This window comes from Cupriavidus sp. TMH.W2 (assembly GCF_050847365.1).
Taxonomy (GTDB): domain Bacteria; phylum Pseudomonadota; class Gammaproteobacteria; order Burkholderiales; family Burkholderiaceae; genus Cupriavidus.
Window position 1 is genome coordinate 971881 of sequence record NZ_CP193792.1, and the last position, 25682, is coordinate 997562.

Below are 25682 nucleotides of genomic sequence, written 5' to 3' on the forward strand. Positions count from 1 at the left end.
CCGCGCAGATGGTGGGGGGCGATGGCGCTGCTGGCGGCGCTGTTGCTGTCGGGATGCGCCAGCACCGTGACGACCGATGTCACGGCGTTCGGCCAGGCGGGCTGGCAGAACGATGCCCCGCGCACGTACAGCTTCGAGCGCAGCGCCGAGCAGGCCGCGCAACTGGACCGGCAGACCTATGAGCAGTGGCTGGCCACGGCGCTGACGGGGCTCGGCTTCGAGCAGGTGCCGGCCAGGCAGGCGCGCTATCGCGTCAGCATGGACTATGACGCCGCGCCCGGCCTGGTGCGCGTGGCCGAGACGGTCTACCCGGATTACGGCCCATGGGGCCCTTATTGGGGACCCGGCTACTACCGCCCATGGGGGCCCTGGGGCCCGTGGGGCCCGTGGGGGCCGGGCTACTGGCCGCCGCAGACGGTGGTGCGCGACGTGCCGGTGACGTTTTCCAGCCTGCGGGTGTATTTCAAGGATGCCGCCAGCGGCAAGCGGGTCTACCAGGTCACCGCGCAGAACCAGACCGAGAACGGCAGCCTGCCGGCCGTGATGCCCTACCTGATTCGCAGCGCCTTTACCGACTTCCCGGCTGAGAGCGGCCGTCCGCGCCGGGTGACGCTGGAGGTCGAGAAGAACACTAAGTAGGGCGGCCGTCAGGGTGTCAATTCCTCTCGTCATTCCCGCGCAGGCGGGAATCCAGCGTCTTCAAGAGTTAGTGGGTTCCCGCCTGCGCGGGAACGACAGGACATTGAAAGTTCGATGCGTGCGGATGCATGCAAAGGCATGCTTCTGCACCTTCATTGCATACCCAATGGTAAAAGCTGTTTAACGAGAATAATCCGCCCGAAATGCGGCCTGCAGGCGGGCGCCGGGGGTACTTTGCGCGGGCGCGTGGGCTAGAATATCTGCTCGATTTTTCCGGCCTGACTGCCGGAATCGTCAGTTTCGCTGCCAGATGTTGTCCTTCGCTGCCGGCTCTTGTTGATCGGGCCGGGCCGAACCATGGCGGGAGAGGGACGCTTCCGGTCCGGGCCATTTTCCGGACGAGCCAATGAGCAGCAAGACCAGCGGTGATGCACCGCAACATGCCCCGAACAGTCCTGAAGCGCAACTGCGCCTCGCTGCGCTGGAATACCACCGCAGCCCCACCAAGGGAAAGATCCAGGTAACCGCGACCAAGGCGCTGTCCAACCAGCGCGACCTGTCGCTGGCCTACTCGCCGGGCGTGGCCTATGCCTGCGAGGAAATCGCCAAGGACCCGTCCACCGCCGCCGAGTACACCTCGCGTGCCAACCTGGTCGCCGTGGTCACCAACGGCACCGCCGTGCTGGGGCTGGGCGACATCGGCCCGCTGGCCGGCAAGCCGGTGATGGAGGGCAAGGGCTGCCTGTTCAAGAAGTTCGCCGGCATCGACGTGTTCGACATCGAGCTCGACGCGCGCGACCCCGACAAGATCGTGGAGATCGTTGCCGCGCTGGAGCCCACGCTGGGCGGCGTGAACCTGGAAGACATCAAGGCGCCGGAGTGCTTCTACATCGAGCAGAAGCTGCGCGAGCGCATGAACATTCCCGTCTTCCACGACGACCAGCACGGCACCGCCATCATTTCGACCGCGGCGCTGCTCAATGGCCTGAAGGTGGTCGGCAAGGACGTCGGCAAGGTGAAGCTGGCCGTGTCCGGCGCGGGCGCGGCGGCGATAGCCTGCCTGGACACCATGGTGAGCCTCGGCGTGAAGCGCGAGAACATCTCGGTGGTCGATTCCAAGGGCGTGATCTACGTTGGCCGCGACGCCAACATGGAAGCCAACAAGGCCCGTTACGCGCAGGACACCTCGGCGCGCACGCTGGCCGACATCGTCAACGGCGCCGACGTCTTCCTGGGCTGCTCCACCGCCGGCGTGCTGAGCGCCGAGATGGTCAAGACCATGGCCGACCAGCCCATCATCCTGGCGCTGGCCAACCCCGAGCCCGAGATCCGCCCGGAAGTGGCCAAGGCCGCCCGCCCGGACTGCATCATCGCCACCGGCCGTTCGGACTATCCGAACCAGGTCAACAACGTGCTGTGCTTCCCGTATATCTTCCGCGGCGCGCTGGACTGCGGCGCGACCAAGATCACGGAAGCGATGAAGCTGGCCTGCGTGAAGGCCATTGCCGAGCTGGCCGAGGCCGAGCTGAACGACGCCGTCGCCGCCGCCTACGGTGGCCGCGAGCTGAAGTTCGGCCCGGACTACATCATTCCGACGCCGTTCGACCAGCGCCTGATCGAGAAGATCGCGCCGGCGGTGGCCAAGGCCGCCGAAGAGTCCGGCGTGGCCACGCGCCCGATCAAGGACCTGGAAGCGTATCGCCAGCAGCTTTCCACCTATGTCTATCACACCGGCCTGATCATGAAGCCGGTGTTCTCGGCCGCCAAGGCCGCGCCCAAGCGCGTGGCCTATGCCGAGGGCGAGGAAGAGCGCGTGCTGCGCGCGGTGCAGACCGTGGTCGACGAAGGGCTGGCCCGCCCCACCCTGATCGGCCGTCCGCACGTGATCCAGATGCGCATCGAGAAGGCCGGCCTGCGCCTCAAGGCCGGGGTGGACTTCGATCTGGTCAATCCAGAAGAAGACCCGCGCTATCGCGCCTACCACGAGGCCTTCCACGCCCTGCGCGGCCGCGACGGCGTTACGCCGGACATGGCCAAGGTGGCACTGCGCCGCTCCAACACGCTGATCGGCGCCATGCTGATGCACATGGGCGATGCCGACGCGCTGCTGTGCGGCACGGTGGGCCGCTTCGAGGCACACCTCGAGCACGTGCGCGACGTGATCGGCCTGGCGCCGGGCGCCAAGGTGTTCGCTGCGATGAATGCGCTGATGCTGGAAAAGCATACGCTGTTCATCACCGACACCTTCGTCAATGAGGATCCCACCGCCGACGAACTGGCCGCGATCACGCAACTGGCCGCCGAGGAAATCGCGCGTTTCGGCCTCGTCCCCAAGGTCGCGCTGATGTCGCACTCGATGTTCGGTTCCTCTACCCGTGCGTCGGCGCGCAAGATGCGCGAGGCCGCGGGAATCCTGGCCAAGGTGGCACCGCACCTGGAAGTGGAAGGCGAGATGCAGGGTGACGCTGCCCTGGACGAAGACGTGCGCCGCCACTTCCTGCCGTCGACCAAGCTCGCAGGCAGCGCCAACCTGCTGGTGATGCCGACGCTGGATGCCGCCAACATTGCCTTCAACCTGCTCAAGATCACGGGCGGGCAGGGCGTGACGGTGGGCCCGATCCTGCTGGGCGCGGCCAAGCCGGTGCACATCCTGAACCCGCAAGCCACCACGCGCCGTATCGTCAACATGACGGCTGTCGCCGTGGCCGAGAGCAACGCGCTGCGTTGATGCAGTAACAGGTGCGCCGAGAGGCGCGCGCCATGTAAAAAGCCGGGTCGATGACCCGGCTTTTTGTTGCTTGCTGCCCCGCCGCATTCGCGCGGCAGGGGCGGTTGGCATGGTGGCTATTGCAGCACGTTGTATTGCTCGCGCATGACCACGATGATCGATTTGGCTGCCGCCAACTGATGGCCCACATTGTCGACGGACTCCTGCGGGAAATCGACCTCGGCGCTCCAGTTGCATCCGGTATGGTCAGGCTGGTGCATTCGCACCGCGTGCAACTCGCATTCGCCGCACTCGGGGTTGTTATCGAGGCACTGGTTCAGGATGGCCATCAGTTCGGACCGGGTCTTCGCATATCGCCGCATGAGTCACCTCGCTCGCTATGGTTTTTCAGGCCTGGAACACCAATCTAGGAAGCGTAATGAAGCCATTCCAATTGAATCCGCCTATGAAGCGCCGATGTTCGATCTGCCCTGCGCCTTGGCAGCGAATGGCGCGGTGCAGCATCGCAGCGGCGGATTCTTGCAGGGAGTGATGCGTACGCGGCAATGAAAAAGCCCGCCAAAAAGGCGGGCTTCAGGACTGCCGGTGAGGCGCTTACGTCATCAGAACTTGTGACGCACGCCCACGCCGAAGGTATCGCCGTGCTCGATGCCGGTGATCTTGTCGTAGTAGTACGCGGCGTACACGTCCGTGCGCTTGGACAGGTTGTAGTCGTAGGCGACGGCAAACGTGTTGCGCTTGAAGTCACCGATCGAGTTCTTGGTCTTGTCGTAAGCGTAGGACGCCAGCACGTTGCCGGCACCGACGGGCACCGAAGCGCCGATCTGGCCATTGGTGTGCTTGATGTCGCCGCTGGCGGCCGTGCTGGCCTTGGTCCGGATGTACTGGCCCTGGGCGAACAGCTTGACCACCTTGAAGTCGTACGTGACGCCGGCCTGGACGGCATCCTGGCGGCTGAAGCCCGCTGCGGACAGGTCGTCCGGGACGGCGTTGAAGCGGACCTGCTGGTACGCGACGGTCGCGGCGAACGGCCCGTTGAAGTACATCAGGTTGCCGCCCCACTTGTTCTTGCCGTCAGCACCTGGCTTCTCGCCTGCGGAGTACATCAGGTTCCCGGTGAGGCCGCCGAAGTTCGGCGTGGAGTACAGCACCGAGTTGTTCCAGCCCGAGTCGCCGATGATGCCCGGATCGGCCACGCCATTGCTCGTGGCGCCGAAGTAGGTGTGGAAGATGGTCGGCGAGAATACGTACGAGTCGACCAGCGGGTTGAACAGGATGGTCGAGATGAAGTAGGGGGTCGTGTTGCGGCCCAGCTTCAGCGTACCCAGCTTGTCATTCTGCAGGCCGACGTAGGCGTTGCGGCTGAACATCGAGTCGCCGTTGAAGCGGCCCATCGAGCCGGTGTCCGTGCGGAAGAACCCGTTCAGGTCGAAGATGGCCTTGGTGCCGCCGCCCAGGTCTTCGGTGCCCTTGATGCCCCAGTAGGACGTCTGCATGCCGCCCGAGTTGGCCACCCATGCGCGATCGCCCGAACCGGGGTTCTTGACGCCGCCGACGAACATGTCGGCCTGGCCGTACAGCGTGACGCTGGACTGGGCCATGGCCGCGCCGGAGAAAAGGGTAGCCGCTACCGCCGCCAGCTTCAGTGCCGGCTTGTACTGCTTCTGCATTGTTAGACCTCCGTGGTTTGATCCTGCTTGGGAACGTTGTGTACTGGGTCCCTGTCGGGTTCTTCTAATGTATTGGTACTTATTATTCGTGCCGCCTGGCTGGCTGGCTGGCTCGGTGATGTGGTGCAAGGGGTGCTGGCGGCATCCGGTACAGCGTTTTTTGTTCTACAGGCAACGCTTTTTTGTTCAGGCGGATACTAAGTCGTCAAGGCGGAACTGCGCAATGCGATGGATCTGGCTGATGCAAGTTTGCAACTCTTGCTGCGGCGTGTTTTCCGCGCGGCGCGCAAACTCCGCGATGATTCCGTGGCGGTCGTAGCCGCGCACGGCCAGGATGAACGGGAAGCCGAACTTCTGGTTGTAGGCCGCGTTGAGCGACTGCAGGCGGTCGAATTCCTCGGGCGTGCACTGGTTCAGGCCCGCGCCGCTTTGCTCGCGCGTGGACTCGGCGGTCAGCTCGCCGCGCACGGCGGCCTTGCCGGCCAGCTCCGGGTGGGCGCGCACCAGCTTGAGCTGGGCCGCCTCGCCGGCTTCATCGACCGCCTTGCGCAGGGCCAGCGCCAGCGCTGCGGCGTCGGCGAAGGGCCGTTGCGCGGCAGCGGTCTCGGCAAACCACGGCGAATGTTCGTAGATGCCGCCCAGCACCTGCACGAATTCCGCGACCGGCATGGTGTTGAGTTGGGCGATGGTGTAGGTCTGGCTCATGCTTGTTTCCGGGGAGTGTAGGGGTGGGTTTCGGCCCAGTGGCGGGCGATGTCGACACGGCGGCAGATCCACACCTTGTCATGACCCTGCACATAGTCAAGGAAGCGCTGCAGCGCGCGGAAGCGGCCCGGGCGGCCGAGCAGGCGGCAGTGCATGCCGATCGACAGCATCTTGGGGCTGTCCTGGCCGCTCGGGTCGCCTTCGTCGTACAGCACGTCGAACGCGTCCTTCAGGTACTGGAAGAATTGTTCGCCGGTGTTGAAGCCCTGCGGCGTGGCAAAGCGCATGTCGTTGGAGTCGAGCGTGTACGGCACCACCAGGTGCGGCTTCTTCTGGCCGCCGGTGACTTCGACTTCGGTCCAGAAGGGCAGGTCGTCGCCGTAGTAGTCGGAGTCGTACAGGAATCCGCCGTGCTCCACCACCAGGCGGCGCGTGTTGGGACTGTCGCGGCCGGTGTACCAGCCCAGCGGCAGTTCGCCGGTCAGGTCCTTGATGATCTGCATGCCGATGCGCATGTGCTCGCGCTCGGTGGCTTCGTCGATGTTCTGGTAGTGGATCCAGCGCCAGCCGTGGCAGGCGATTTCGTGGCCCAGTTCGACAAAGGCGCGGGTCAGTTCCGGATGGCGCTGCAGCGCCATCGACACGCCGAAGATGGTCAGCGGCAGGCCGCGCTTCTCGAATTCGCGCAGCAGGCGCCAGACCCCGGCGCGCGAGCCGTATTCGTAGATGCCCTCCATGCTCATGTGGCGGTCGGGGTAGGCCGCGGCGCCGACGATCTCGGAGAGGAACTGCTCGGAGGCGGCATCGCCGTGCAGCACGCAGTTTTCACCGCCCTCTTCGTAGTTGAGGACGAACTGCAGCGCAACGCGCGCGCCGCCCGGCCAGCGGGCGTGCGGCGGCTGGGCACCGTAACCGATGAGATCGCGTGGATAGTTATCTTTTGTCATGTGTCGTTGCTTGCTTCAGGAAAACTTCCGGCACCGCCGCGCTGCCCGCAAGCGCCGGCCGTCACGCAATGAACGTGCCAGTCGCGCCGGGCCGTTGGTGCCGGATACTTCGATACCGTTGCCTCGCTTACTCCGTGCCGTGCGTGTTGGCGGCGGCGTTGCGCATGGCCTCTTCGCGCGACTGGATGCCGTTGTAGAACAGGTTCAGCGCCACGGCCACGATCGTGCCCAGCACGATGCCGCTGTGGGTGAACGGCACGGTCCACTTCGGCAGGTACTGGAAGAAGGTCGGCGCCAGCGTCGGGATCATGCCGAAGCCGATCGAGATGGCGACGATGAACAGGTTGTGGCGGTTGCGGTTGAAATCGCACGAACCCAGGATGCGGATGCCGGTGGCGGCGACCATGCCGAACATCACGATGCCGGCGCCGCCCAGCACGAACTGCGGCACCGAGGCCACCACGTGGGCCATCTTGGGGAACAGGCCGAAGGCGATCAGGATGATGCCGCCGGCGGCTGCCACATAGCGCGAGCGCACGCCGGTCACGGTGACCAGGCCAACGTTCTGCGAGAACGAGGTGTACGGGAAGGTGTTGAAAATGCCGCCGATGACGGTGCCCAGGCCGTCGGCGCGCAGGCCGCGGGTCAGGTCCTCGTTGCTCAGCTTTTTGCCGGTGATGTCCGACAGCGCCAGGAACATGCCGGTCGATTCCACCAGCGTGATCAGCATGACGATGCACATCGACAGGATCGCGGTCACTTCGAAGGTCGGGATGCCGAAGTGCAGCGGCGTGATGACGGCGACGATGCTGGCTTCATTCAGGCCTTCGAACGACACCTTGCCCATGGCCATCGCCACCACCGTGCCGGCGATGATGCCCAGCAGCACCGCGCAGTTGGCCACCAGGCCGCGGCCGTACTTGGTCAGCAGCAGGATGATCAGCAGCGTCAGGCCGGCAATGCCGAGGTTGGTCAGGTCGCCGTAGGCGAGGTTGGGCACCTCCTTGGCCACGCCGTCGATCACGGCGCGGGTGGTGGGCTGGCCGCCGGCCGCCCAGTTGATGCCCACGCGCATCAGCGACACGCCGATCAGCGTGATCACCGTGCCGGTCACCACTGGCGGGAACAGTCCCAGCATGCGCCCCATCATCGGTGCTATCAGGATGCCGAAGATCCCCGAGGCGATCACGGCGCCGTAGATGCCGAGCAGGCCAACGTTGGGATCGGTGCCGATGGCGATCATCGGCGCCACCGAGGCGAAGGTCACGCCCATCATCACCGGCAGGCGGATGCCGAACTTCCAGAAACCAAAGGCCTGGATCAGCGTGGCCAGCCCGGCGGCGAACAGGTCGGCGTTGATCAGGAACGCCAGCTGGTCCTTGGGCAGCTTGAGCGCGCCACCGACGATCAGGGGCACGGCAACCGTGCCGGCGTACATCACCAGAACGTGCTGCAACCCGAGCGCGAGCAGGCGCCCGGAAGGCAAACGCTCGTTGGTGAGGTCCGTGGGGACCGTGGTGCTTGCGGAATTCATTGGTGCGTCTCCTCTCCTTTGGTTTGATGGGAACGCCACTGCCCTGGCCTCGGTCCTGGATCCCGGTGGGGCTCCGGACCGTTATCTGCCTGTCGTCTCAGCACTCTCGTTTGTCTGCCGGGTGCTGTTTGCCGCCAGGTCTGGCCTTGTATGCGGGGCAGGGCGGGAACACCGTGCTAGGTGGAGCGGCCCAGCACGCTGCGAAGATCGAAATTGCCCGGCTCGTCGGGCTGGACGCGCTCGGCGCAAGCGCCAAGGTGGTGCGCCATGCGCGACTGGGCCAGCGCGGCATTGCCCTGTTCGAGTGCGTCAAGGATCTCTTCGTGTTCATCGAACGAGCACGCGTTGTTGCCCGGGGCTTCCACGCTGGCGATCATCAGCGTGGTGCGCGACACCAGCCGGCGCATCATGTTGACCAGCAGCGCGTTGCCCGACAGCTCTGCCAGTGCCGTGTGGAACTCGGCGGACAGGCGGATCCATTTGGGCCGGTCATGCGTCAGGAAGGCCTGGCGCTCGCTGGCCACCATCTGGCGCAGCGGCGCGATCACGGTCTTGACGTCGCGCATGGCGGCGAGCTTTTCCAGCACCGCGCGTTCCAGCATCTGGCGCAGTTCGAACATGTCGTGCGCCTCGTCGGTGGACGGGCTGGCGATAAAGGCGCCGCGGTTGGGCTCCAGGTCGACCATGCCGTCGGCGGCGAGGTGCGACAACACCTTGCGCACCGTGTGCCGCGCGGTGGCATAGATCTCGCAAAGGGAGTGCTCGGTCAGCTTGGTGCGCGGCGGCAGCCGGTGCTCCATGATCGCGTCGTAGATCTCGTGATACATGCGCTCTTCGACCGAGCCCTTGCGGGCGGGCTTGGCGGGCTTGCCCGCCTGGATCTCGGTCAACTCGGCGTCGGCCTTGGACTCGGCGTTGGCGGCAATCAGCTTCAGGCTCTTGGACATCGTGGCACCAGCAGTCAGGCGGAGCACCGCAAATCCTGGGCATCAGGCAGCGGTGATCCAAAAATTGTTGACAATTATTTGGTTACTGCTTCAATATTGTCAACAAAACCGACTCAGGTTTTCGACAACTCAGGGAAATCCCTGAATTGCCAACCGGGTGGGTGCGGGCGCATTGTCGCCACGCACCAACCCAGCGCCGGGATGCGTTACCAGACGTACCGAGCGGGCACCGTTCCCACAAACGGTGCTAGTGAAGGCAGCGGCGCCCCTCACAACCCAATCGCCTAAGGAAAAACACGATGGGACGCTTGACCACACACGTACTCGACACCGCTGCCGGCACGCCCGGCCAGGGCATGTCGATTACGCTCCATAAAATTGTCGACAATCGCCGCGAAACTCTGAAAACCGTGGTCACCAACCACGACGGCCGCTGCGACCAGCCGCTGCTGGAAGGCGCCGACCTTGCCGCCGGCGTGTATGAACTGGAATTCGCCGCTGGCGACTACTTCCGCGCGCAAGGCACGAAGCTGCCCGAGCCGGCGTTCCTGGACGTGGTGCCCCTGCGCTTCGGCATTGCCGATGTCAACGCGCACTACCACGTGCCCCTCCTGGTTTCGCCCTGGTCGTACTCGACCTACCGCGGCAGCTGAAGCGGTGGCATAGGGAAACAGGAGACAAGACATGGAAGGCTATATCCTCGACTGGGCCAATATGCTGCTGCGGTGGGTGCATGTCATCACCGCCATCGCATGGATCGGTTCCTCGTTCTATTTCGTGTGGCTGGACAACAGCCTGATGAAGCCCACGGCGCCTGACCTGAAGGAAAAGGGCGTCGACGGCGAACTGTGGGCCGTGCACGGCGGCGGCTTCTACAACCCGCAGAAGTACCTGACCGCACCCAAGGCGCTGCCGGAAAACCTGCACTGGTTCTACTGGGAGTCGTATTCCACCTGGATGAGCGGCTTCGCGCTGCTGGTGGTGCTGTACCTGTTCAACGCCAGCACGTTCCTGATCGACAAGAACGTGTTCGACATGTCGCCCGGCGCGGCGGTCGGCTTTGCGGTGTCGTACCTGCTGATCGGCTGGATCGTCTACGACGGCATCTGCCGGCTGTTTGGCAAGAGCGACCGCACCGTCGGCATCCTGGTGGCGCTCTACATTGCTGCTGCGGCATTCGTGGCCTGCCATATCTTCTCGGGCCGCGCGGCGTTCCTGCTGACCGGCGCGATGGTCGCGACGATCATGAGCGCCAACGTGCTGGTGTGGATCATCCCGGGCCAGCGCAAGGTGGTGGCGGCACTGAAGGCCGGCCAGCCGGTGGACCCGATCCACGGCAAGCGTGGCAAGCAGCGCAGCGTGCACAACACCTACTTCACGCTGCCGGTGCTGTTCGCGATGCTGTCGAACCACTACAGCATGACCTACAGCTACAAGTACAACTGGGCCGTGCTGATCCTGATCATGCTGGCCGGTGTGCTGATCCGCCAGTTCTTCATCCTGAAGCACAAGGGCAAGATCAACGTCCTGTGGCCTGCCGCCGGCGTTGCCGCGCTGGCCGTGGTGGCCGTGCTGATTGCGCCGCAACCGCGCCCGACCGTGGCCAAGGCCGAAGGCGGTGACGCCGCTGCCGCCGCCACCGCCGTCAGCTTTGCCAAGGTGCAGGAAGTCGTGAACGCTCGCTGCGTGCAATGCCACGCCGAGCAGCCGAAGATGATGCCGACCGCAGCCAAGGGCATCAAGCTCGATACCGCGGAAGACATCAAGGCCCACGCCCAGCTGATCTACCAGCAGGCCGTGCAGCAGAAGGCCATGCCGCTGGGCAACGTGACGCAGATCACCGACGACGAACGCGCCCTGCTGGGCCAGTGGTTCGAAGGCGGTGCCAAGACCACCAACTAAGGGTGGCTTGACCTGAACAGCATCAGGGCCGGCGCGTGCCGCCGGCCCGCGAAATCCGAGCATCGGTGATCGACGGTCCGGAGGGTTGTGCAGTTGGCAGCCATCAGTACCGGACCGGCGAGGGTTTGAACGGGGCCTAGTGCCCCGTTTTTTTTTGTTACTTCGCGGCCTGTGCGGCAACTGCCCGCGTTCAGTGCCAGGCGCCCCTTACCCACATCCAGCCGCCGCCGGCGTCGTAGCGCCACACCCAGTGGCCGGGTACCCAGTAGGCATGCGGGGCCGGCGCCACGGTGATCTGCTCTACGATGACGGCAGGCATGGGCGGCACCTGCTGCTGCACCCATTTGCCGTGCACCCAGAGCCAGTCATTGCCGGCCCAGCGCCAGTGGCCGGGCACCCAGTTCCAGCCGTAGCCCGGTGCGGCGCCGCGGTCTTCGTGCACCGGCGCCGGCATGGCGCGCACCACCTGGTGCTGCGGCGCGGGTTCGCGCACGACCACGCGTTCCGTCACGCAGCCGGTCAGCGAGCAGGCGGCCGCCAGCGCCACCAGCGCGGGCTTCCAGAGTTGCGGCAGGGGCCGCTGTATGGGGTGGGTTGTGGTTGGCATTGCAGTTTCTCCTCGTTATGGAATACAGGGCGTCCGTAGATGCGGATGGCTTCCATAACGGGCGAGCGCATGCCTGGCGGGACAAAGTGTTGTAAGGGCGTGTTACACCATCCCGCCGGTCAGCTTTCAGTTGTCTTTCATTTGCCGAAGTTAAGCAGCGCCAGCACGCCAAGCACCAGGAAGATTGCCGCAGCGATCTTGTGCACCAGCCCGATCGGCATCTTGTTGGCAAACTTGTCGCCAAGCAGAACCGCCGGCGCATTGGCAAGCATCATGCCGAAGGTGGTGCCGGCCACCACGGCGATCACCGCATCGCTGAAACGCGCAGCCAGCGCCACCGTGGCGATCTGGGTCTTGTCCCCCATCTCGGCAAAGAAGAAGGCGACGATGGTGGTGCCGAGGATGCCGAGCGCGCCCTTGACCGGCTTGGCCTGCTCGTCGTCGTCGAACTTGTCGGGGATCAGCATCCAGCCGGCCATGGCGATAAAGCCCAGGCCCAGGATCCAGCGCAGCAGGCTTTCGCCCAGCACGTGCGTGATCCAGCCGCCGAGCGCACCGGCAAAGCCGTGGTTGAACAGCGTGGCGACCAGGATGCCGAGAATGATGGGAACGGGCTTGCGGTAGCGCGCGGCCAGCACCAGCGACAGCAATTGCGTCTTGTCGCCCATTTCAGCAAGGGCAACGATGCCTGTGGAGACGAGGAAGGCTTCCATGTTTGTTTTGTGGGGTAACCGGGCCGCAATGCATCGCGAGATGCCAATGACGCACACCTTTCCCGGCCCGGCCAGAAAGGTATGGTCATCGGTCTCGCCAGGCTGGACGCTGCCGGATCCGTATCAGAACGGCCCAGGCGGGTCCGGAGCTGCGCACGCCATAACCGCAAGCGGTCAAGTCTGTTGACGTACGCCCCTGTCCCCCGGTGTCCGCATTGCGCGGCGCGGTGAGAGCAGGGCGGCTACTCCCCAATGGAAGCGGCGATTATAACGGCAGCGGCGGCAGGCGTCCACCCGCCGCAGCGGGGCAGGCCAGCCTCAGGCCGGTACCGGCGCGTTGTCGCTGGTCTGGCGGCCGCGGAAATCGGTCCAGCACAGCGCCTTGAAGTCATAGAGCTTGCAGCGGCGCGCGGTGTCGAAGTACCAGCGCCAGGAGAAGTTCTCGATGATGATGCGGCCCGGCAGCGCGTGTTCCAGCAGCGCCTGGGCGCGCTTGAGCCGGTACAGCGGCACGCTCATGTCGACGTGGTGCGCGGTGTGTTCCATGATGTGGTGCAGCGCCGCGCCGATGCCGTGGCGGAAGCGCAGGTGCACGGTGGTCGAGACAAAGGGCTGCGCCTTGGCCCACATCGCCTTGGTGTCATACCAGGCGACGCTGGTGTGGGTGTGGTGCACGTACAGCACGAAGCCGACGGTGACATTCCACACCAGGAAGGGCAGCACGAAGCCCGCGCCGAGCAGCATCCATGCCGACTGGCTGGTCGCGAACGCCAGCGCCACCAGCGCGCCGATCCAGGCCAGTCCGAAGGCGGCCACCAACATGCAGTCTCCGACGAAGATCGGGCGGCGCGTGGCCATCTGGCGCTTGCTGGGGAAGAACAGCTTGCACCACCAGATCTCCACCAGGTAGTAGAGGCCCGGGCCAAAGCCGGTGCGGTAGATGCGCTCCATCACGCGGCGCCAGCGCGGCAGCGCATTGAACTCTTCCAGCGAGTAGGGCGCCCAGACAAAGTCAAAGCCCTTCAGGTTGGTGTAGCCGTGATGCACCACGTTGTGGCCGACTTCCCACAGGCTGTATGGCGTCAGCGACGGCAGGAAGGTCAGCCGGCCCAGCCATTTGTTCAGGCCGCGGCGCGGCGTCAGGCTCTGGTGGCAGGCATCGTGGCCGATGATAAACAGGCGCGCGATGATCAGCCCGGCCAGCACGCCCAGCGCCAGCTTGGCCGCCCAGTGCGGCGCCAGCACCACGCCTGCCAGCACGGCGCCGAACAGCAGGTAATCGAAGGCGAACAGCATCAGTGCGCGCGGCGTGCTGCGCTGGCCCAGCGGGATCAGCCAGCCGCGGATGATCTTGCGCGAGGGCATCGGCGCGTCCGGCGCGATCGGTTCCGGAAGGGGCGCCTCATGTGGGGCCTGGGCGCGCGCGCGCGCGTGCCCGGGGACATGCGTGTGGGCATGCCCGGGGGCGGGATCAGCGGATTGATAAGCGGTCATGCAGAACCTTCTGATTGCGGTCGATGGGTATCTGCGCAGCAAGCCAGAACGGCCGCGGCGGAACCGCAAGGTTAGAAGGCTTTGTCGGAGACAGTCTTGACGGCCGTCAAGCCGGAGGGATGGGGGTAGCTGTAAAAGCACGCCCGCCACAGGGCGGCGGGCGGCTGCTGGCGCAGCGTGACGAATCAGGCGGCCGGCACGTGGGCAGCCTCGCCCATCACATAGACGCTGTCGATCACGCGGTCGTCGCCCAGCATGGCAAAGGCGAACAGCTCCTCTTCCAGCGTTTCCGAGCGGTTGCTGCGGCGGGCGATCAGCGGCGTGGCCTTGGGGTCCAGCACAATGAAGTCGGCCTCGCAGCCTTCGCTGAAGCTGCCGACGCGTTCGGTCCAGCCCAGCGCCTCGGCCGCGGCGCGGGTGGCCAGGTAGAACATGCGCAGCGCGGTCAGGTAGTAGCCGCCCATGCGCGCCACCTTGTGCGCGGCGTTCATGGTGCGGAACATCGAGAACGAGGTGCCGCCGCCGACATCGGTGGCCAGCGTCACGTTCAGGCGGTTGGCGTCGGACTGGTGGAAGTCATAGAAGCCGCTGCCCAGGAACAGGTTGGAGGTGGGGCAATGCGCCACCGCGGCACCGCTGTCGGCCAGGCGCCGGCGGTCGTCCTGGTCCAGGTAGATGGCGTGGCCGTACATCGCGCCCGGGCGCAGCAGGCCGTAGCGGTCGTACACGTCCAGGTAGCTGCGCGCGTCCGGGAACAGCTCGGCCACCCATTTGACCTCGTCGCGGTTCTCGGCCACGTGGGTCTGGATGAAGGCATCCGGGTAGGCGCGCGCCAGCTCGCCGCAGGCGGCCAGCTGTGCCTCGGTCGAGGTCGGTGCAAAGCGCGGCGTGATCGCGTAGGCCAGGCGCCCCTTGTTATGCCAGCGCGACAGCAGGTCGGCGGAGTCCTGGGCACCGCTCTCGGCGGTATCGCGCAGGAACTCGGGGCAGTTGCGGTCCATCATCACCTTGCCGGTGATCATGCGCAGGTTGCGCGCCTCGCTCTCGGCGAAGAGGGCTTCGGCCGAGGCCTTGTGCACCGTGCTCCAGACCACCGCGCTGGTGGTGCCGTTGCGCAGCAGTTCCTCGGTGAAGAAGCCGGCCACGCCGCGCGCGTAGTCGGGGTCGGCAAAGCGGCGTTCTTCGGGGAAGGTGTAGGTGTCGAGCCAGTGCAGCAGGCCCGGCGACGGCGACGCGATCATGTCGGTCTGCGGGTAGTGCACGTGGGTGTCGATAAAGCCGGGCACGATCAGCTTGCCGCGGTGGTCGACGATCTCGGCGTCGGCCGGGATCTGCGCGGACAACTGGGTGTAGTCGCCGGCCGCGGCGATGCGCCCGTTGGTGACGATCAGCACCCCGTCGTCCCAATACTGATACGCATCCTCATGGAATTGCGGATCGCGCAGGAAATGCAGCACGCGGCCGCGAATGGCACGGGTGAGGGAATCAGTCTTGGGGTTGGTCGTCATGGTTTGTCTCTTGTGGCCGGCCCGCGCCGAACCGAAGGGTTCAGGCAACGGGCCGGGTTATTGGCGTGCGCCGTGCTCAGGCCGCCGGGGCCGTCGCGGGCGGGGACTTGGGCGGGGCCGACCAGAAGTGGTCGACTTCCGCCAGGAATTCGGCCTTCTGCATGGCAGGCAGGAAGGCCGCTTCAAAGCTGTTGCGGGCAAGCTTGCGGGCGTCGGCAGCATCCAGCGGCAGCGCGTCAAAGCTGGCTTCCCAGTTGGCGTTCATATAGCCGCCGAAGTAGGCCGGATCGTCCGAATGCAGCGTGATCATCACGCCCGCATCGAGCATGCGCTTGAGCGGGTGGTTGCGCAGGTCGGGGTAGACCTTTAGCTTGACGTTGGACAGCGGGCACACGGTCAGCGCCACGCGCTCGCGCGCCAGGCGTTCCACCAGTGCCGGATCGTCGATGGCGCGCACGCCGTGGTCGATGCGCTCCGCCTTGAGGATGTCGAGTGCATCGGTGACATACTGCGCCGGGCCTTCCTCGCCCGCATGCGCGACCAGGTGCAGGCCGAGCTCGCGCGCCTTGGCGAACACGCGCGCGAATTTTTCCGGCGGATTGCCTTTTTCCGACGAATCCAGCCCGACGCCGACAAAGCGGTCGCGGTAGGGCAGCGCCGCTTCCAGCGTGGCAAAGGCGTCTTCCTCTGGCAGATGGCGCAGGAAGCACAGGATCAGGCTGCTGGAGAAGTCATATTCGGTGCGTGCCTGGGCAAGCGCGTCGGCAATGCCGTCGATCACCACGCCGATGGGAACGCCGCGCGCGGTATGGCTCTGCGGATCGAAGAAAATCTCGGCGTGGCGGACGTTGTCGGCGACGGCGCGCTTGACGTAGTCCATGGTCATGTCGAAGAAATCTTCCTCGGTCAGCAGCACGCTGGCGCCGGCGTAGTAGATGTCCAGGAACGACTGCAGGTCGGTGAAGGCATAGGCGGCGCGAAGCGCCTCGACGCTCGGGTAGGGCAGCGCCACCTGGTTGCGCTGTGCCAGCCGGAAGATCAGCTCCGGCTCAAGCGTGCCTTCGATATGCACATGCAGTTCGGCCTTTGGGGTGCGGCGGATCTGTTCCGCGAGCGCGGCATCGATGGTCATGGGGGCCTCGTTTCTGGGCTTTTCTGTGCCTGCCGGCGGGGCCGGCGGCACGGGTTCAGGGATGCACCGCCTCCAGGCGGCCCGCACGCAGCGCGGCAAGGCGCTGTTCGCGGACCTGGAGCAGCTGGGCGACGATGGCTACCGCAATCATAGCCGGAGCCTTGTCGGTGATCCCTGGAACCCCCATGGGGCATGTCATTTCCGCAAACCGGGCCGGGTCGATGCCGTGCTCGGCCATGCGGTGTTCAAAGCGCGCGCGCTTGGTCTTGGAGCCGATCAGCCCGAAGTAGGCGAAATCGGTGCGCTTGAGGATTTCCTCGCACAGGGTCTGGTCCAGCGCATGGCTGTGCGTCATGACCAGGAAGTAGCTGCCCGCGGGCGCCTGCGCCACCACGGCCTCGGGCGTGTCGCTGGCCTCGGCCTCGACGTTGTCGGGCAGCCCGCCCGGGAACAGCGTGTCGCGCTCGTCGACCCAGTGCACGCGGCACGGCAGCGTGGCCAGCACCTTGACCAGCGCGTGGCCGACATGGCCCGCGCCGAACAGCACCACGTGCATGGTGTCGGGCACCAGCGTATCGATCCAGCTGCCGTCCGGGTGCAACGCCACGCCGGGGAGGACGGCGCGGCTGTCGGCAAACGTGACCGCGCCGCTGGCCGGGACCTGCCGCTGCAGCGAGCAGTGGGCCGCGAACTTCCGTGCCACGGCATCAAGCCACGCCAGGTCGGCCTCGCCCAGTACCTCGAACGCCAGCTGTACCACGCCGCCGCAGCACTGGCCCAGCGCGGGACCCAGCGGGATGCGCTCGATCCGGCGGGTTTCATTGCGCGCCAGCATTTCGCGCGCGATATCCATGCCGCGCCACTCCAGGTGGCCGCCGCCGATGGTGCCGACCAGGTCGTCGGCGCTGACCAGCATGCGGATGCCGGCTTCGCGCGGGGCCGAGCCCTTGACCTTGACAATGGTGACCATCGCCACCGGCACGCCGGCGCGCACCATGCGGGCGGCGTCGGCGAAGCGGAAGGGTTTGAGCGGTGCGTCCTGCATGTCGGGGGCCTTGTCGGTGTTGCCTGGTTACTGCTTGTTGCTGCTTGATGCTGTCCTGCTGCCTGCGCGGCCTCATCGCAAGGGGGGCGCGCACCTGCTTCTTCCTCCGGCCCCTTGCCCGTCAACGCGGCCAAGGGGGGAAAGTCCGGGGGCGCCCGCAGGCGCGCGCTTCCTGCGATCGTTCAGCCAGCTCAGGCTGGCTGTGCCACGGCTGCGCGCACGGCGTCGACGGCGTCCAGGATCGCCTCGCTGGTGGCCGGGGCCTTCAGCGGCGGGTTGATGCGGTAGTCGCCGACGGCGGCCACGGCGTCGCGGATCGCGAAGAACACCGAGAACGGCAGCAGCAGCGGCGGCTCGCCCACGGCCTTGGAACGGTGGATGCTGTCCTCGACGTTGCGGTTCTGGAACAGGCGCACGTTGAATTCCTCGGGGCAGTCGTTGACCGTCGGGATCTTGTACGTGGACGGGGCGTGCGTCATCAGCTTGCCGTCCTTGTTCCACCACAGTTCCTCGGTGGTGAGCCAGCCCATGCCCTGGATAAAGGCGCCCTCGACCTGGCCGATATCCAGCGCCGGGTTCAGCGAGCGGCCGCAGTCGTGCAGCGCGTCGGCACGCAGCAGCTTCCATTCGCCGGTGAGCGTGTCGACCAGCACCTCGGAGCACGCGGCACCGTAGGCGAAGTAGTAGAACGGACGGCCCTGCAGCTTGCTCTGGTCCCAGTGCAGCTTGGGCGTGGTGTAGAAGCCGTCGGACCACAGCTGCACGCGCGCCACATAGGCTTCGCGCGCCAGGTCGCTGAACGATATCCGCAACTCGCCCGCGCTGACCAGGTCATCGTTGAAGCGCACCTCGGACGGCTCCACGCCGCCCTTGCGCGCGGCAAACACGGCCAGGCGCTCGCGGATCTGGCGCGCGGCGTCCTGCGCGGCCTTGCCGTTCAGGTCGGCACCGGTCGAGGCGGCGGTGGCGGAGGTGTTGGCCACCTTGCTGGTGTCGGTCGCGGTCGCGCGCACGCGTTCCATGCGGATGCCCAGCTCGTGCGCCACCACCATCGCCACCTTGGTGTTCAGGCCCTGGCCCATCTCGGTGCCGCCATGGTTCACCAGCACCGAGCCGTCGTTGTAGACGTGCACCAGCGCGCCGGCCTGGTTGAAGTGGGCGACGTTGAACGAGATGCCGAACTTCACCGGGGTGATGGCGATGCCCTTCTTCAGGACCGGGCTGGTGGCGTTGAACGCGCGCGTGGCCTCGCGGCGGGCGCGGTATTCGCTGCTGGCGACCAGTTCGTCGATCAGTTCGTGGATGACGTTGTCTTCCACGGTCTGGCCGTAAGGCGTGACGTTGTTCTCGGTCTTGCCGTAGAAGTTGGCGCGGCGCACGTCCAGCGAATCCTTGCCGACCGCGCGGGCGACGTTGTCCAGGATGTACTCGACCGCGAACGCGCCCTGCGGGCCGCCGAAGCCGCGGAAGGCGGTGTTGCTCTGCGTGTTGGTCTTGCCGCAGTAGCCGTCGATCTGCACGTTCGGCAGCCAGTAGGCGTTGTCGAAGTGGCAGATGGCGCGGGTCATCACCGGGCCCGACAGGTCGGCCGAGAAGCCGGCGCGCGACACCATCTCGACCTTGACGCCCTCGATGTGGCCTTCGTCGTCATGGCCCACGGTGTAGTCGAACACGAAGTCATGGCGCTTGCCGGTGATCATCATGTCGTCGTCGCGGTCCGGGCGCAGCTTGACCGGGCACATCAGCTTCCAGGCGGCCAGCGCGGCGCAGCAGGCGAACAGCGCCGACTGCGATTCCTTGCCGCCGAAGCCGCCGCCCATGCGGCGGCATTCGACCAGCACCTGGTGCGCATGCCAGCCCAGCATATGGCACACCGCGTGCTGCATTTCGGTCGGGTGCTGGGTCGAGCACCACACATGCATGCCGTCGTTCTCGCGCGGGGCGGCGTAAGAGATCTGGCCTTCCAGGTAGAACTGCTCCTGGCCGCCCAGGTGGATCCTGCCGCTGTCCTGGTGGCTCGCGCCGGCGATGCGCGCGGCGGGCTCGCCGCGCGTCAGGTGCATGGGCGGCAGCACATAGCTGCCGGCCTCGTGCGCGGCTTGCGGCGACAGCACCGGGGGCAGGTCTTCGTAGTCGATCGCGCCCAGGCGCGCGGCGCGGCGTGCCGCGTCATGCGAGGTCGCCACCACGATAAAGATCGGCTGGCCGATGAACTGGACCACGTCGCGCGCCAGGATGGGGTCGTCGTGGATGATCGGGCCGCATTCGTTGGTGCCGGGGATGTCGTCCACCGTCAGCACGTCGACCACGCCGGGCGCGGCGCGCACCTTGTCGAGCGAGATCGACTTGATGCGGGCGTGCGCGCGGGTGCTCATGCCGAGCGCGGCGTGCAGCGTGCCGGCCAGCTCGGGGATGTCATCCGTGTAGGTGGCGGTGCCGGCCACGTGCAGGTGGGCGGATTCGTGCGGACGCGAGACGCCGACCTGCGGAACCTGCTCGGCGGTGGCGTCGAGCAGGAAGGGTTCGGTTTGCTTGTTCATGCCGATGCTTTCCTTTTTCTCTGGCTCAGGCCGTGGCGGTTTCAGGGGCGCCGGCGCCGATGGCGCGGACGTTGACGGCTGCCGCGGGCAGCGCTTCGGCGTTGGTCTCCAGCCAGAAGCGGTACAGCAGGTTGGCGGCGCCGCGGCTGCGGTAGGACGCGGTCGCGCGCATGTCGGACAGCGGCGTGTAGTCCTGCGCCAGCGCGGCCATGCCGGCGCGGGCGGTGGCTTCGTTCCACGGCTGGCCGGTCAGGGCCGCTTCGGTGGCGGCGCCGCGCTTGGGCGTGGCGGCCATGCCGCCGAAGGCGATGCGGGCCTGCGTGACGATGCCGTCCTGCACGGTGATGCCGAATGCGGCACACACGGCGGAAATATCCTCGTCAAAACGTTTGGACAGCTTGTAGGTGCGGAAGTGCTGCGGACCGGCCACCGGCACGCGCATCGCGGCGACGAATTCGCCCGGCTGCATCGCGGTCTTCTGGTAGGCCAGGTACAGGTCTTCCAGCGGCAGCGTGCGGCGCGTCTCGCCATGCTGCAGCACCACTTCCGTGCCCAGCGCGATCAGCGCCGGCATCGAGTCGCCGATCGGCGAGCCGTTGGCGATATTGCCGCCCAGCGTGCCGGCATTGCGGATCGGCAGCGAGGCAAAGCGCTTCCACATCTCTTCCAGCTCGGGGTGCGCGGCGTTCAGCGCGGCGTAGGCCTTTTCCAGCGTCACGGCGGCGCCGATCTCGACCATGCCGTCGCGCTGTTCGATCTGGTTCAGGTCTTCCACCTGGCCCACGTAGAGCAGGTTGCCCAGTTCGCGGAACTGCTTGGTCACCCACAGGCCCACGTCGGTGCTGCCGGCCAGGATGCGGATATCGGGCTGCGCCGCCTTGATCGCGCCGAACTCGGCCGCGGTGCGCGGGGCAAAGAACTCCTGGCCCTGGGCGCGGTAGCGGAAGGTTTCGCCGCGCTTGAGGTTGCGCAGGGTGTCGGCGATCTGCTTCGGGTTGAGCTTGTCCGCGGTCGGGGCGGGCAGGGCCATCATGCGCTCGCCGGCGTCGATGATCGGGCGGTAGCCGGTGCAGCGGCACAGGTTGCCGGTCAGCGCGTCGCAGATGGTCTGGCGCGGGGGGGCATCGCCACCCGGGGTGTGCTGCTGGTACAGCGCCCACAGCGACATCACGAAGCCGGGGGTGCAGAAGCCGCACTGCGAGCCGTGGCATTCGACCAGGGCTTCCTGCACCGGGTGCAGGTTGCCGTCGGCCTGGCGCAGGTCCTCGACCGTGATCAGGGCCTTGCCGTCGAGCGTGGGCAGGAACTGGATGCAGGCGTTGACCGCCTTGAATTCGACATCGCCGCCGTCCTGCAGCTCGCCGATCACGACGGTGCAGGCGCCGCAGTCGCCTTCGGCGCAGCCTTCCTTGGTGCCGGTGCAGCGCGCGTCTTCACGCAGGTACTGCAGCACGGTGCGGGTAATGGGGGCGTCGGATACTTCCTTGACCTGGCCGCGGTGGAAAAAGCGGATGGTTTGCGTCTCCATGGTCTTCTCTCTCTTGGTGATGGCGGAAACATAGCACCCTGGCCTTTCCTGCAATATTCGGCCCAGGTGATATGCCCCATCAGCGGGCGCCACGGTCGGTGCGCCGCCGCACCGGGCGGCGCCCCCCCCGGAGGGGGTGATTTGACCGTAAGTGGGGTGCCTGTCATACACTATGCGCCGTTCCCATCCCCCACGCCACCCATCTGGCCCCCGCCGGAGGGCCGCCATCGCCATGCACGGACGCGACCATCTCGATACTTATTTGCTGCGGGTGCTTCACACCCTGCTGACCGAGCAGAGCGTGACCCGCACGGCCGTGCGCCTGGGCCAGTCCCAGCCTGCCATCAGCAACACCCTGAAGCGCCTGCGCGAGATCACCGGTGATGCCATTTTGGTGCGGGGCAAAAACGGCATGGTGCCGACCGAGCGCGGCCGCGAACTGCTGGCGCTGGCCGAGCAGAGCCTGGCCGCGATGGACCGCATCGCGCGCCCGCCGCAGCAGTTTGACCCGGCCACCACCACGCGCACCTTCCACCTGGGCGCGCCCGACTACCTGGATGCCTTCTTCCTGCCCAATATTGTCGAGCGCGTGCGCCGGCTGGCGCCGGGCGCCAAGCTGTTCGTGCATCCGATGACGTCGTCGTCGGACTTCCTGGACGACCTGGAGCAGGGGCAGCTGGATCTCGTGGTCGGCAACTGGCTGTCGCCGCCGGAGCACCTGCATATCTCGCCGCTGTTCGACGACGAGGTGGTGTGCATGCTGGGCGCGCAGCATCCGCTGGCGCGCAAGGGCCTGACCCTCAAGCATTACCTGGAGATGCCGCACCTGGCACCCGCGCCGTATGCGTCGATGCAGCGCAGCATGATCGACCAGGCACTGGCCGAGCAGGGTTACAAGCGCAATATCCAGGTCACGCTGCCGTACTTCGGCCTGGTGCCGTATGTGCTGATGAAGACGGATATGGTCTTTACCACCGGCCGGCAGTTCGCCGCGCACTATGCGCAGTACCTGCCGATCCGCATGGTGCCGTCGCCGGTGTCCTTCCCGCGCATGCGCTTCTACCAGCTGTGGCACGAGCGCTGCCACGCGGCGCCGGATGTGATGTGGATCCGGCGGATGATTGCTGAGGTGGCGGCGGATCTGCCTCAGTTGCCGAGGCTGGAGGCGGAGGCGGGCTGAGCAGGCCGGGGTGGCTGGCGAGGGGGCCTACCTTGCCTTGTAGTCCGGAAAGAACAGCTGCTCGCCTTCCACCTTGTACCCGGCAATCGCGTCCTGCCCTTCCCTGGACGTGATCCAATCCACCAGCTTCATCGCATCCGTATAGTTGGTGCCCGGATGCTTGGCCGGGTTGACCGCGATAACCCCGTACGGGTTGAACATCTTCGGATCGCCTTCGATGGCGATGGCCAGGCCGGTTTTGGCGCGATAGGCGCCGTATGTGGCGCGGTCCGACAGCGTATAAGCCGGCATCTGCGCCGCCATGGTCAGCACCTCGCCCATGCCCAGGCCAGCGTTGACGTACCACGGCAGGCCCTTGGGCTCGATGCCAAGCTGTTTCCAGTATTCCTTCTCCATCACGTCGGTGCCGGAGTTGTCGCCGCGCGAGATGAACTTGCTGCCGCTGCCGGCGAGCTTGCGGAACCCGGTCAGCACGTCCTTGCCGCCTTTGACGCCTGCCGGGTCGCCGGCCGGCCCGACCACGATGAAATCGTTGTACATCACGTCGCGCCGGTTCACGCCGTAGCCGGCCGCAACGAAAGCGTCTTCCATCTTGCGGGCGTGCACCAGCAGCACGTCGACATCGCCCATCTCGCCCATCTTCATGGCCTTGCCCGAGCCCACGGCGATCACCTTCACGGTGACGCCCGATTTCTGCTCGAAGCGCGGCAGCAGGTACTTCAGCAGGCCGGAGTTCTCGGTGCTGGTGGTGGTGGCCAGCTTCAGTTCCCCGGCATGGGCCGCCGACAGCAGTCCTGCGCAGGCAATCGCAAAGAGATGGCGCACAGGGCGGCGCAGGCGTTGGGCAAGGCGAGGCGGCATGCGGTGGGTTCCTTTGTATTATGTTCCAGCAAACATAATTGCTTTTGCCTTTGGATCTCATGGAGAATGCGGCAAAAGAACATAAGAATGAGGTATTCATTGTGGTGCAGCCAGGACCGACTCGTAAATATGTAGCGGAGAACATATGACCTTCCGCTTTGACCTGTTTCCGGTGATCGCGGCCGACGACAATCCGCGCGCCAACAGCAAGGTGTTCCAGCTGCTCAAGGCCGTGCGCGAGACCGGGTCGCTGCACCGTGCCGCGCGCGAGATCGGGCTGTCGTACCGTCATGCCTGGGGCGTGATGCGGACCTGGGAGGAGATGCTCGGGCGCAGCATGCTGGACATGGAGCGCGGGCGCGGCGCATCGCTGACGCGCTTCGGCGAACGGCTGCTGCGTGCCGAACTGCGCCTGCGCGAATCGGTCGACCCGGTGGTGCAGAAGGCCATGGCGGACTTCATTGCCGAACTGGACGATGCCCAGCTGCCCCAGTCGCAGGTGCATTTCACCGGCAGCCATGACCCGGCGGTGGAGGTGCTGGCCGCCGCGCTGGGCCAGGCAAGAGCCCCGCTGCAGCTCGACACGGTGTTCTGCGGCAGCGTGGAAGGGCTGATCTGCCTGCAGGAGCGGCAGTCGGAACTGGCCGGGTTCTATGTCTCGCCGGTGCAGACCGCGGGCTCGGTCGCGCATGTGACGCTGCGCAAGTGGCTGCGCCCGGCCTCGGTGCGGCTGCTGCGGCTGGCCTGGCGCGAGCAGGGCCTGATCCTGGCGCCGGAGGTGGCGCGCGAGGTGCATGACCTGCGCAGCCTGGCGCGCACCCAGGCGCGCTTCGTCAACCGGCAGCGCAGTTCGGGCACGCGCATGCTGTTCGACCAGCTGCTGGCTGCGCAGGGCCTGTATCCGGACCAGATCGCCGGCTACGACGAGACCGAGTTCAGCAATGAGAAAGTGGCCGAAGCCGTGCACGGCGGCCGCGCCCAGGCTGGCTTCGGGCTGCGCATGAATGCCGAGGTCCTTGGGCTGGTTTTCGTGCCGCTGACGCGCGAGGCCTACTACCTGGCGCTGCGCAAGAACGACCAGACCGCCGGCTGGATGGCCGCGCTGCTGGCCTTGCTGGCGGATCCGGCCTTTGCCCGGCGCATCGAGGCGCTGCCCGGCTACACCATGGCGGAGCCGGCTGGCATCCTGACCCCGCAAGAGGCGTTGCCGTGGTTCGGCCCGGACGGCAAGGAAGAAGGCTGAGGGGCATTCGGGTGGCGTGAAGGCCGCGTGAAGGCGGCGGGCGCCGCGCCGCCCGGTCCGTATTACACTCCCTGCCAGGGCGCGCCATTGTCTGCACTGGCCCGCGCCGCACCCTTGCAAGGAGCGCCATGCTGGAAACCGCCGCGCTGGCCGCGGGCATGTCCTGGGCCAGCGGATTTCGCCTCTACCTTGCCGTGCTGGCCGCCGGCGTGCTGGCGCGCCTGGGCTGGCTGGAGCTGCCGCCCGGGCTGCAGCCGCTGGAATCCTGGTGGGTGATCGGCGTGGCCGCGGCGCTGGCCGTGGCGGAATTCGTTGCCGACAAGGTGCCGGCGTTCGATACCGTCTGGGACGGCATCCATACCTTCATCCGCATCCCCGCCGGCGCGATCCTGGCCGCCGCCGCGTTCGGCCAGCTCGACCCGCAGTGGATGGTCGCGGCCGGGCTGATCGGCGGCACGCTGGCCGGCACCGCGCATGCGGTCAAGGCCGGCACGCGCGCGCTCATCAACGTGTCGCCGGAACCGTTTTCCAACTGGACGGCCTCATTCACTGAAGACCTGACCGCGACCGGCAGCCTGCTGCTGGCGTTTTTCCTGCCGGTGGTGTTCCTGGTGGTGCTGGTGCTCTTCCTGCTGGTGTCGGCGTGGCTGCTGCCGAAACTGTGGCGCGGCGTGCGCCGGCTGCATGCGAGCCTGCGCGGCAGGACACAGCGGCCGGACACACCGCACTAGCGGTGCGCCCTTTCTTCATTGTTCGATT

Annotated in this window: 23 protein-coding genes and 1 riboswitch; of the genes, 8 read left to right on the plus strand and 15 right to left on the minus strand. The window is 66.3% G+C overall.

The features are described 5' to 3' along the window. Positions 1–21 precede the first annotated feature (21 nt). Both ACREYQ_RS04545 and ACREYQ_RS04550 read left to right on the plus strand, forming a co-directional pair. Positions 22–639, plus strand: coding sequence for a DUF4136 domain-containing protein (locus ACREYQ_RS04545; RefSeq protein WP_432259592.1), 618 nt, complete (start codon positions 22–24; stop codon positions 637–639). Positions 640–1045: 406 nt separating this feature from the next. Continuing rightward, a complete protein-coding gene (locus tag ACREYQ_RS04550; protein WP_432259593.1) occupies positions 1046–3367 on the plus strand; it encodes an NADP-dependent malic enzyme in 2322 nt (773 codons plus the stop codon). A 116-nt stretch (positions 3368–3483) separates the two neighbouring features. Here the strand turns inward: ACREYQ_RS04550 and ACREYQ_RS04555 are convergent, their stop codons facing one another. Further along, a complete protein-coding gene (locus ACREYQ_RS04555; RefSeq protein WP_432259594.1) occupies positions 3484–3729 on the minus strand; it encodes a hypothetical protein in 246 nt (81 codons plus the stop codon). On the opposite strand from ACREYQ_RS04555, the gene ACREYQ_RS04560 reads away from it, so the two are divergent. Next, complete coding sequence (locus ACREYQ_RS04560; protein ID WP_432259595.1) at positions 3728–3916, plus strand: hypothetical protein; 189 nt, start codon at positions 3728–3730, stop codon at positions 3914–3916. The two genes, ACREYQ_RS04555 and ACREYQ_RS04560, sit on opposite strands and share 2 nt — an antisense overlap. Before the next feature lie 53 nt (positions 3917–3969). On the opposite strand, the gene ACREYQ_RS04565 is transcribed toward ACREYQ_RS04560, so the two are convergent. The 5 genes from ACREYQ_RS04565 to ACREYQ_RS04585 all read right to left on the minus strand — a co-directional run bounded on the left by ACREYQ_RS04565 (position 3970) and on the right by ACREYQ_RS04585 (position 9170). Further along, complete coding sequence (locus tag ACREYQ_RS04565; protein WP_432259596.1) at positions 3970–5037, minus strand: porin; 1068 nt, start codon at positions 5035–5037, stop codon at positions 3970–3972. Positions 5038–5223: 186 nt separating this feature from the next. Further along, the gene (uraD, locus tag ACREYQ_RS04570; protein WP_432259597.1) at positions 5224–5742 is read right to left on the minus strand and encodes a 2-oxo-4-hydroxy-4-carboxy-5-ureidoimidazoline decarboxylase; all 519 of its coding nucleotides are present in this window, start codon (positions 5740–5742) and stop codon (positions 5224–5226) included. Continuing rightward, positions 5739–6689, minus strand: a complete 951-nt coding sequence (puuE, locus tag ACREYQ_RS04575) for an allantoinase PuuE (RefSeq protein WP_432259598.1) — start codon at positions 6687–6689, stop codon at positions 5739–5741. Before puuE ends, uraD begins: the two co-directional genes overlap by 4 nt. Positions 6690–6816: 127 nt before the next feature. Further along, entirely contained in the window at positions 6817–8223 is a 1407-nt protein-coding gene (locus tag ACREYQ_RS04580; RefSeq protein ID WP_432259599.1) for a nucleobase:cation symporter-2 family protein, read from the minus strand. 176 nt (positions 8224–8399) lie between these two features. Continuing rightward, positions 8400–9170, minus strand: coding sequence for a GntR family transcriptional regulator (locus ACREYQ_RS04585; protein ID WP_432259600.1), 771 nt, complete (start codon positions 9168–9170; stop codon positions 8400–8402). A 299-nt stretch (positions 9171–9469) separates the two neighbouring features. Between ACREYQ_RS04585 and uraH the strand changes: the two genes are divergently transcribed. Both uraH and ACREYQ_RS04595 read left to right on the plus strand, forming a co-directional pair. Continuing rightward, complete coding sequence (gene uraH / locus ACREYQ_RS04590; RefSeq protein WP_029044808.1) at positions 9470–9823, plus strand: hydroxyisourate hydrolase; 354 nt, start codon at positions 9470–9472, stop codon at positions 9821–9823. 31 nt (positions 9824–9854) lie between these two features. Then, on the plus strand, positions 9855–11072 hold the full coding sequence (locus ACREYQ_RS04595; protein ID WP_432259601.1) for a urate hydroxylase PuuD: 1218 nt from the start codon (positions 9855–9857) through the stop codon (positions 11070–11072). 190 nt (positions 11073–11262) lie between these two features. Here ACREYQ_RS04595 and ACREYQ_RS04600 read toward each other — a convergent pair whose 3' ends face one another. The 8 genes from ACREYQ_RS04600 to xdhA all read right to left on the minus strand — a co-directional run bounded on the left by ACREYQ_RS04600 (position 11263) and on the right by xdhA (position 21639). After that, positions 11263–11679, minus strand: coding sequence for a hypothetical protein (locus ACREYQ_RS04600; RefSeq protein WP_432259602.1), 417 nt, complete (start codon positions 11677–11679; stop codon positions 11263–11265). Between the two features lie 137 nt (positions 11680–11816). Next, positions 11817–12392, minus strand: a complete 576-nt coding sequence (locus ACREYQ_RS04605) for a TMEM165/GDT1 family protein (RefSeq protein WP_432259603.1) — start codon at positions 12390–12392, stop codon at positions 11817–11819. Positions 12393–12456: 64 nt separating this feature from the next. After that, positions 12457–12666, minus strand: a riboswitch (yybP-ykoY riboswitch). Positions 12667–12710: 44 nt separating this feature from the next. After that, positions 12711–13886 carry a fatty acid desaturase gene (locus tag ACREYQ_RS04610; protein WP_432259604.1) on the minus strand — a complete coding sequence of 392 codons (1176 nt, stop codon included), beginning with the start codon at positions 13884–13886 and terminating at the stop codon, positions 12711–12713. Between the two features lie 185 nt (positions 13887–14071). Beyond that, on the minus strand, positions 14072–15394 hold the full coding sequence (gene guaD, locus ACREYQ_RS04615; protein ID WP_432259605.1) for a guanine deaminase: 1323 nt from the start codon (positions 15392–15394) through the stop codon (positions 14072–14074). A gap of 76 nt (positions 15395–15470) precedes the next feature. Continuing rightward, positions 15471–16526: an adenosine deaminase gene (locus ACREYQ_RS04620; RefSeq protein ID WP_432259606.1), complete on the minus strand. Its 1056-nt coding sequence runs from the start codon at positions 16524–16526 to the stop codon at positions 15471–15473. A gap of 55 nt (positions 16527–16581) precedes the next feature. Further along, entirely contained in the window at positions 16582–17571 is a 990-nt protein-coding gene (gene xdhC / locus ACREYQ_RS04625; protein WP_432259607.1) for a xanthine dehydrogenase accessory protein XdhC, read from the minus strand. Positions 17572–17762: 191 nt separating this feature from the next. Next, positions 17763–20111, minus strand: a complete 2349-nt coding sequence (gene xdhB, locus ACREYQ_RS04630; protein ID WP_432259608.1) for a xanthine dehydrogenase molybdopterin binding subunit — start codon at positions 20109–20111, stop codon at positions 17763–17765. Positions 20112–20136: 25 nt separating this feature from the next. Beyond that, the gene (xdhA, locus tag ACREYQ_RS04635; protein ID WP_432259609.1) at positions 20137–21639 is read right to left on the minus strand and encodes a xanthine dehydrogenase small subunit; all 1503 of its coding nucleotides are present in this window, start codon (positions 21637–21639) and stop codon (positions 20137–20139) included. 232 nt (positions 21640–21871) lie between these two features. Here xdhA and ACREYQ_RS04640 point away from each other — a divergent pair, with 232 nt between their 5' ends. Further along, the gene (locus ACREYQ_RS04640) at positions 21872–22819 is read left to right on the plus strand and encodes a LysR substrate-binding domain-containing protein (RefSeq protein WP_432259610.1); all 948 of its coding nucleotides are present in this window, start codon (positions 21872–21874) and stop codon (positions 22817–22819) included. Between the two features lie 27 nt (positions 22820–22846). Here the strand turns inward: ACREYQ_RS04640 and ACREYQ_RS04645 are convergent, their stop codons facing one another. Next, entirely contained in the window at positions 22847–23680 is an 834-nt protein-coding gene (locus ACREYQ_RS04645) for a substrate-binding domain-containing protein (RefSeq protein WP_432259611.1), read from the minus strand. A 145-nt stretch (positions 23681–23825) separates the two neighbouring features. Between ACREYQ_RS04645 and ACREYQ_RS04650 the strand changes: the two genes are divergently transcribed. Together ACREYQ_RS04650 and ACREYQ_RS04655 are read left to right on the plus strand one after the other, a co-directional pair. After that, the gene (locus tag ACREYQ_RS04650) at positions 23826–24923 is read left to right on the plus strand and encodes a substrate-binding domain-containing protein (RefSeq protein WP_432259612.1); all 1098 of its coding nucleotides are present in this window, start codon (positions 23826–23828) and stop codon (positions 24921–24923) included. Between the two features lie 128 nt (positions 24924–25051). Beyond that, positions 25052–25654: a DUF4126 domain-containing protein gene (locus tag ACREYQ_RS04655; protein WP_432259613.1), complete on the plus strand. Its 603-nt coding sequence runs from the start codon at positions 25052–25054 to the stop codon at positions 25652–25654. Positions 25655–25682: the final 28 nt, after the last annotated feature.

What these genes read in the sequence shown, in the direction of transcription:
- ACREYQ_RS04545 (WP_432259592.1), top strand. Translation starts at nt 22, where the DNA reads ATGGCGCTGCTGGCGGCGCTGTTGCTGTCGGGATGCGCCAGCACCGTG.
- ACREYQ_RS04550 (WP_432259593.1), top strand. Translation starts at nt 1,046, where the DNA reads ATGAGCAGCAAGACCAGCGGTGATGCACCGCAACATGCCCCGAACAGT.
- ACREYQ_RS04560 (WP_432259595.1), top strand. Translation starts at nt 3,728, where the DNA reads ATGAGTCACCTCGCTCGCTATGGTTTTTCAGGCCTGGAACACCAATCT.
- ACREYQ_RS04555 (WP_432259594.1), bottom strand. Translation starts at nt 3,729, where the DNA reads ATGCGGCGATATGCGAAGACCCGGTCCGAACTGATGGCCATCCTGAAC.
- ACREYQ_RS04565 (WP_432259596.1), bottom strand. Translation starts at nt 5,037, where the DNA reads ATGCAGAAGCAGTACAAGCCGGCACTGAAGCTGGCGGCGGTAGCGGCT.
- uraD (WP_432259597.1), bottom strand. Translation starts at nt 5,742, where the DNA reads ATGAGCCAGACCTACACCATCGCCCAACTCAACACCATGCCGGTCGCG.
- puuE (WP_432259598.1), bottom strand. Translation starts at nt 6,689, where the DNA reads ATGACAAAAGATAACTATCCACGCGATCTCATCGGTTACGGTGCCCAG.
- ACREYQ_RS04580 (WP_432259599.1), bottom strand. Translation starts at nt 8,223, where the DNA reads ATGAATTCCGCAAGCACCACGGTCCCCACGGACCTCACCAACGAGCGT.
- ACREYQ_RS04585 (WP_432259600.1), bottom strand. Translation starts at nt 9,170, where the DNA reads ATGTCCAAGAGCCTGAAGCTGATTGCCGCCAACGCCGAGTCCAAGGCC.
- uraH (WP_029044808.1), top strand. Translation starts at nt 9,470, where the DNA reads ATGGGACGCTTGACCACACACGTACTCGACACCGCTGCCGGCACGCCC.
- ACREYQ_RS04595 (WP_432259601.1), top strand. Translation starts at nt 9,855, where the DNA reads ATGGAAGGCTATATCCTCGACTGGGCCAATATGCTGCTGCGGTGGGTG.
- ACREYQ_RS04600 (WP_432259602.1), bottom strand. Translation starts at nt 11,679, where the DNA reads ATGCCAACCACAACCCACCCCATACAGCGGCCCCTGCCGCAACTCTGG.
- ACREYQ_RS04605 (WP_432259603.1), bottom strand. Translation starts at nt 12,392, where the DNA reads ATGGAAGCCTTCCTCGTCTCCACAGGCATCGTTGCCCTTGCTGAAATG.
- ACREYQ_RS04610 (WP_432259604.1), bottom strand. Translation starts at nt 13,886, where the DNA reads ATGACCGCTTATCAATCCGCTGATCCCGCCCCCGGGCATGCCCACACG.
- guaD (WP_432259605.1), bottom strand. Translation starts at nt 15,394, where the DNA reads ATGACGACCAACCCCAAGACTGATTCCCTCACCCGTGCCATTCGCGGC.
- ACREYQ_RS04620 (WP_432259606.1), bottom strand. Translation starts at nt 16,526, where the DNA reads ATGACCATCGATGCCGCGCTCGCGGAACAGATCCGCCGCACCCCAAAG.
- xdhC (WP_432259607.1), bottom strand. Translation starts at nt 17,571, where the DNA reads ATGCAGGACGCACCGCTCAAACCCTTCCGCTTCGCCGACGCCGCCCGC.
- xdhB (WP_432259608.1), bottom strand. Translation starts at nt 20,111, where the DNA reads ATGAACAAGCAAACCGAACCCTTCCTGCTCGACGCCACCGCCGAGCAG.
- xdhA (WP_432259609.1), bottom strand. Translation starts at nt 21,639, where the DNA reads ATGGAGACGCAAACCATCCGCTTTTTCCACCGCGGCCAGGTCAAGGAA.
- ACREYQ_RS04640 (WP_432259610.1), top strand. Translation starts at nt 21,872, where the DNA reads ATGCACGGACGCGACCATCTCGATACTTATTTGCTGCGGGTGCTTCAC.
- ACREYQ_RS04645 (WP_432259611.1), bottom strand. Translation starts at nt 23,680, where the DNA reads ATGCCGCCTCGCCTTGCCCAACGCCTGCGCCGCCCTGTGCGCCATCTC.
- ACREYQ_RS04650 (WP_432259612.1), top strand. Translation starts at nt 23,826, where the DNA reads ATGACCTTCCGCTTTGACCTGTTTCCGGTGATCGCGGCCGACGACAAT.
- ACREYQ_RS04655 (WP_432259613.1), top strand. Translation starts at nt 25,052, where the DNA reads ATGCTGGAAACCGCCGCGCTGGCCGCGGGCATGTCCTGGGCCAGCGGA.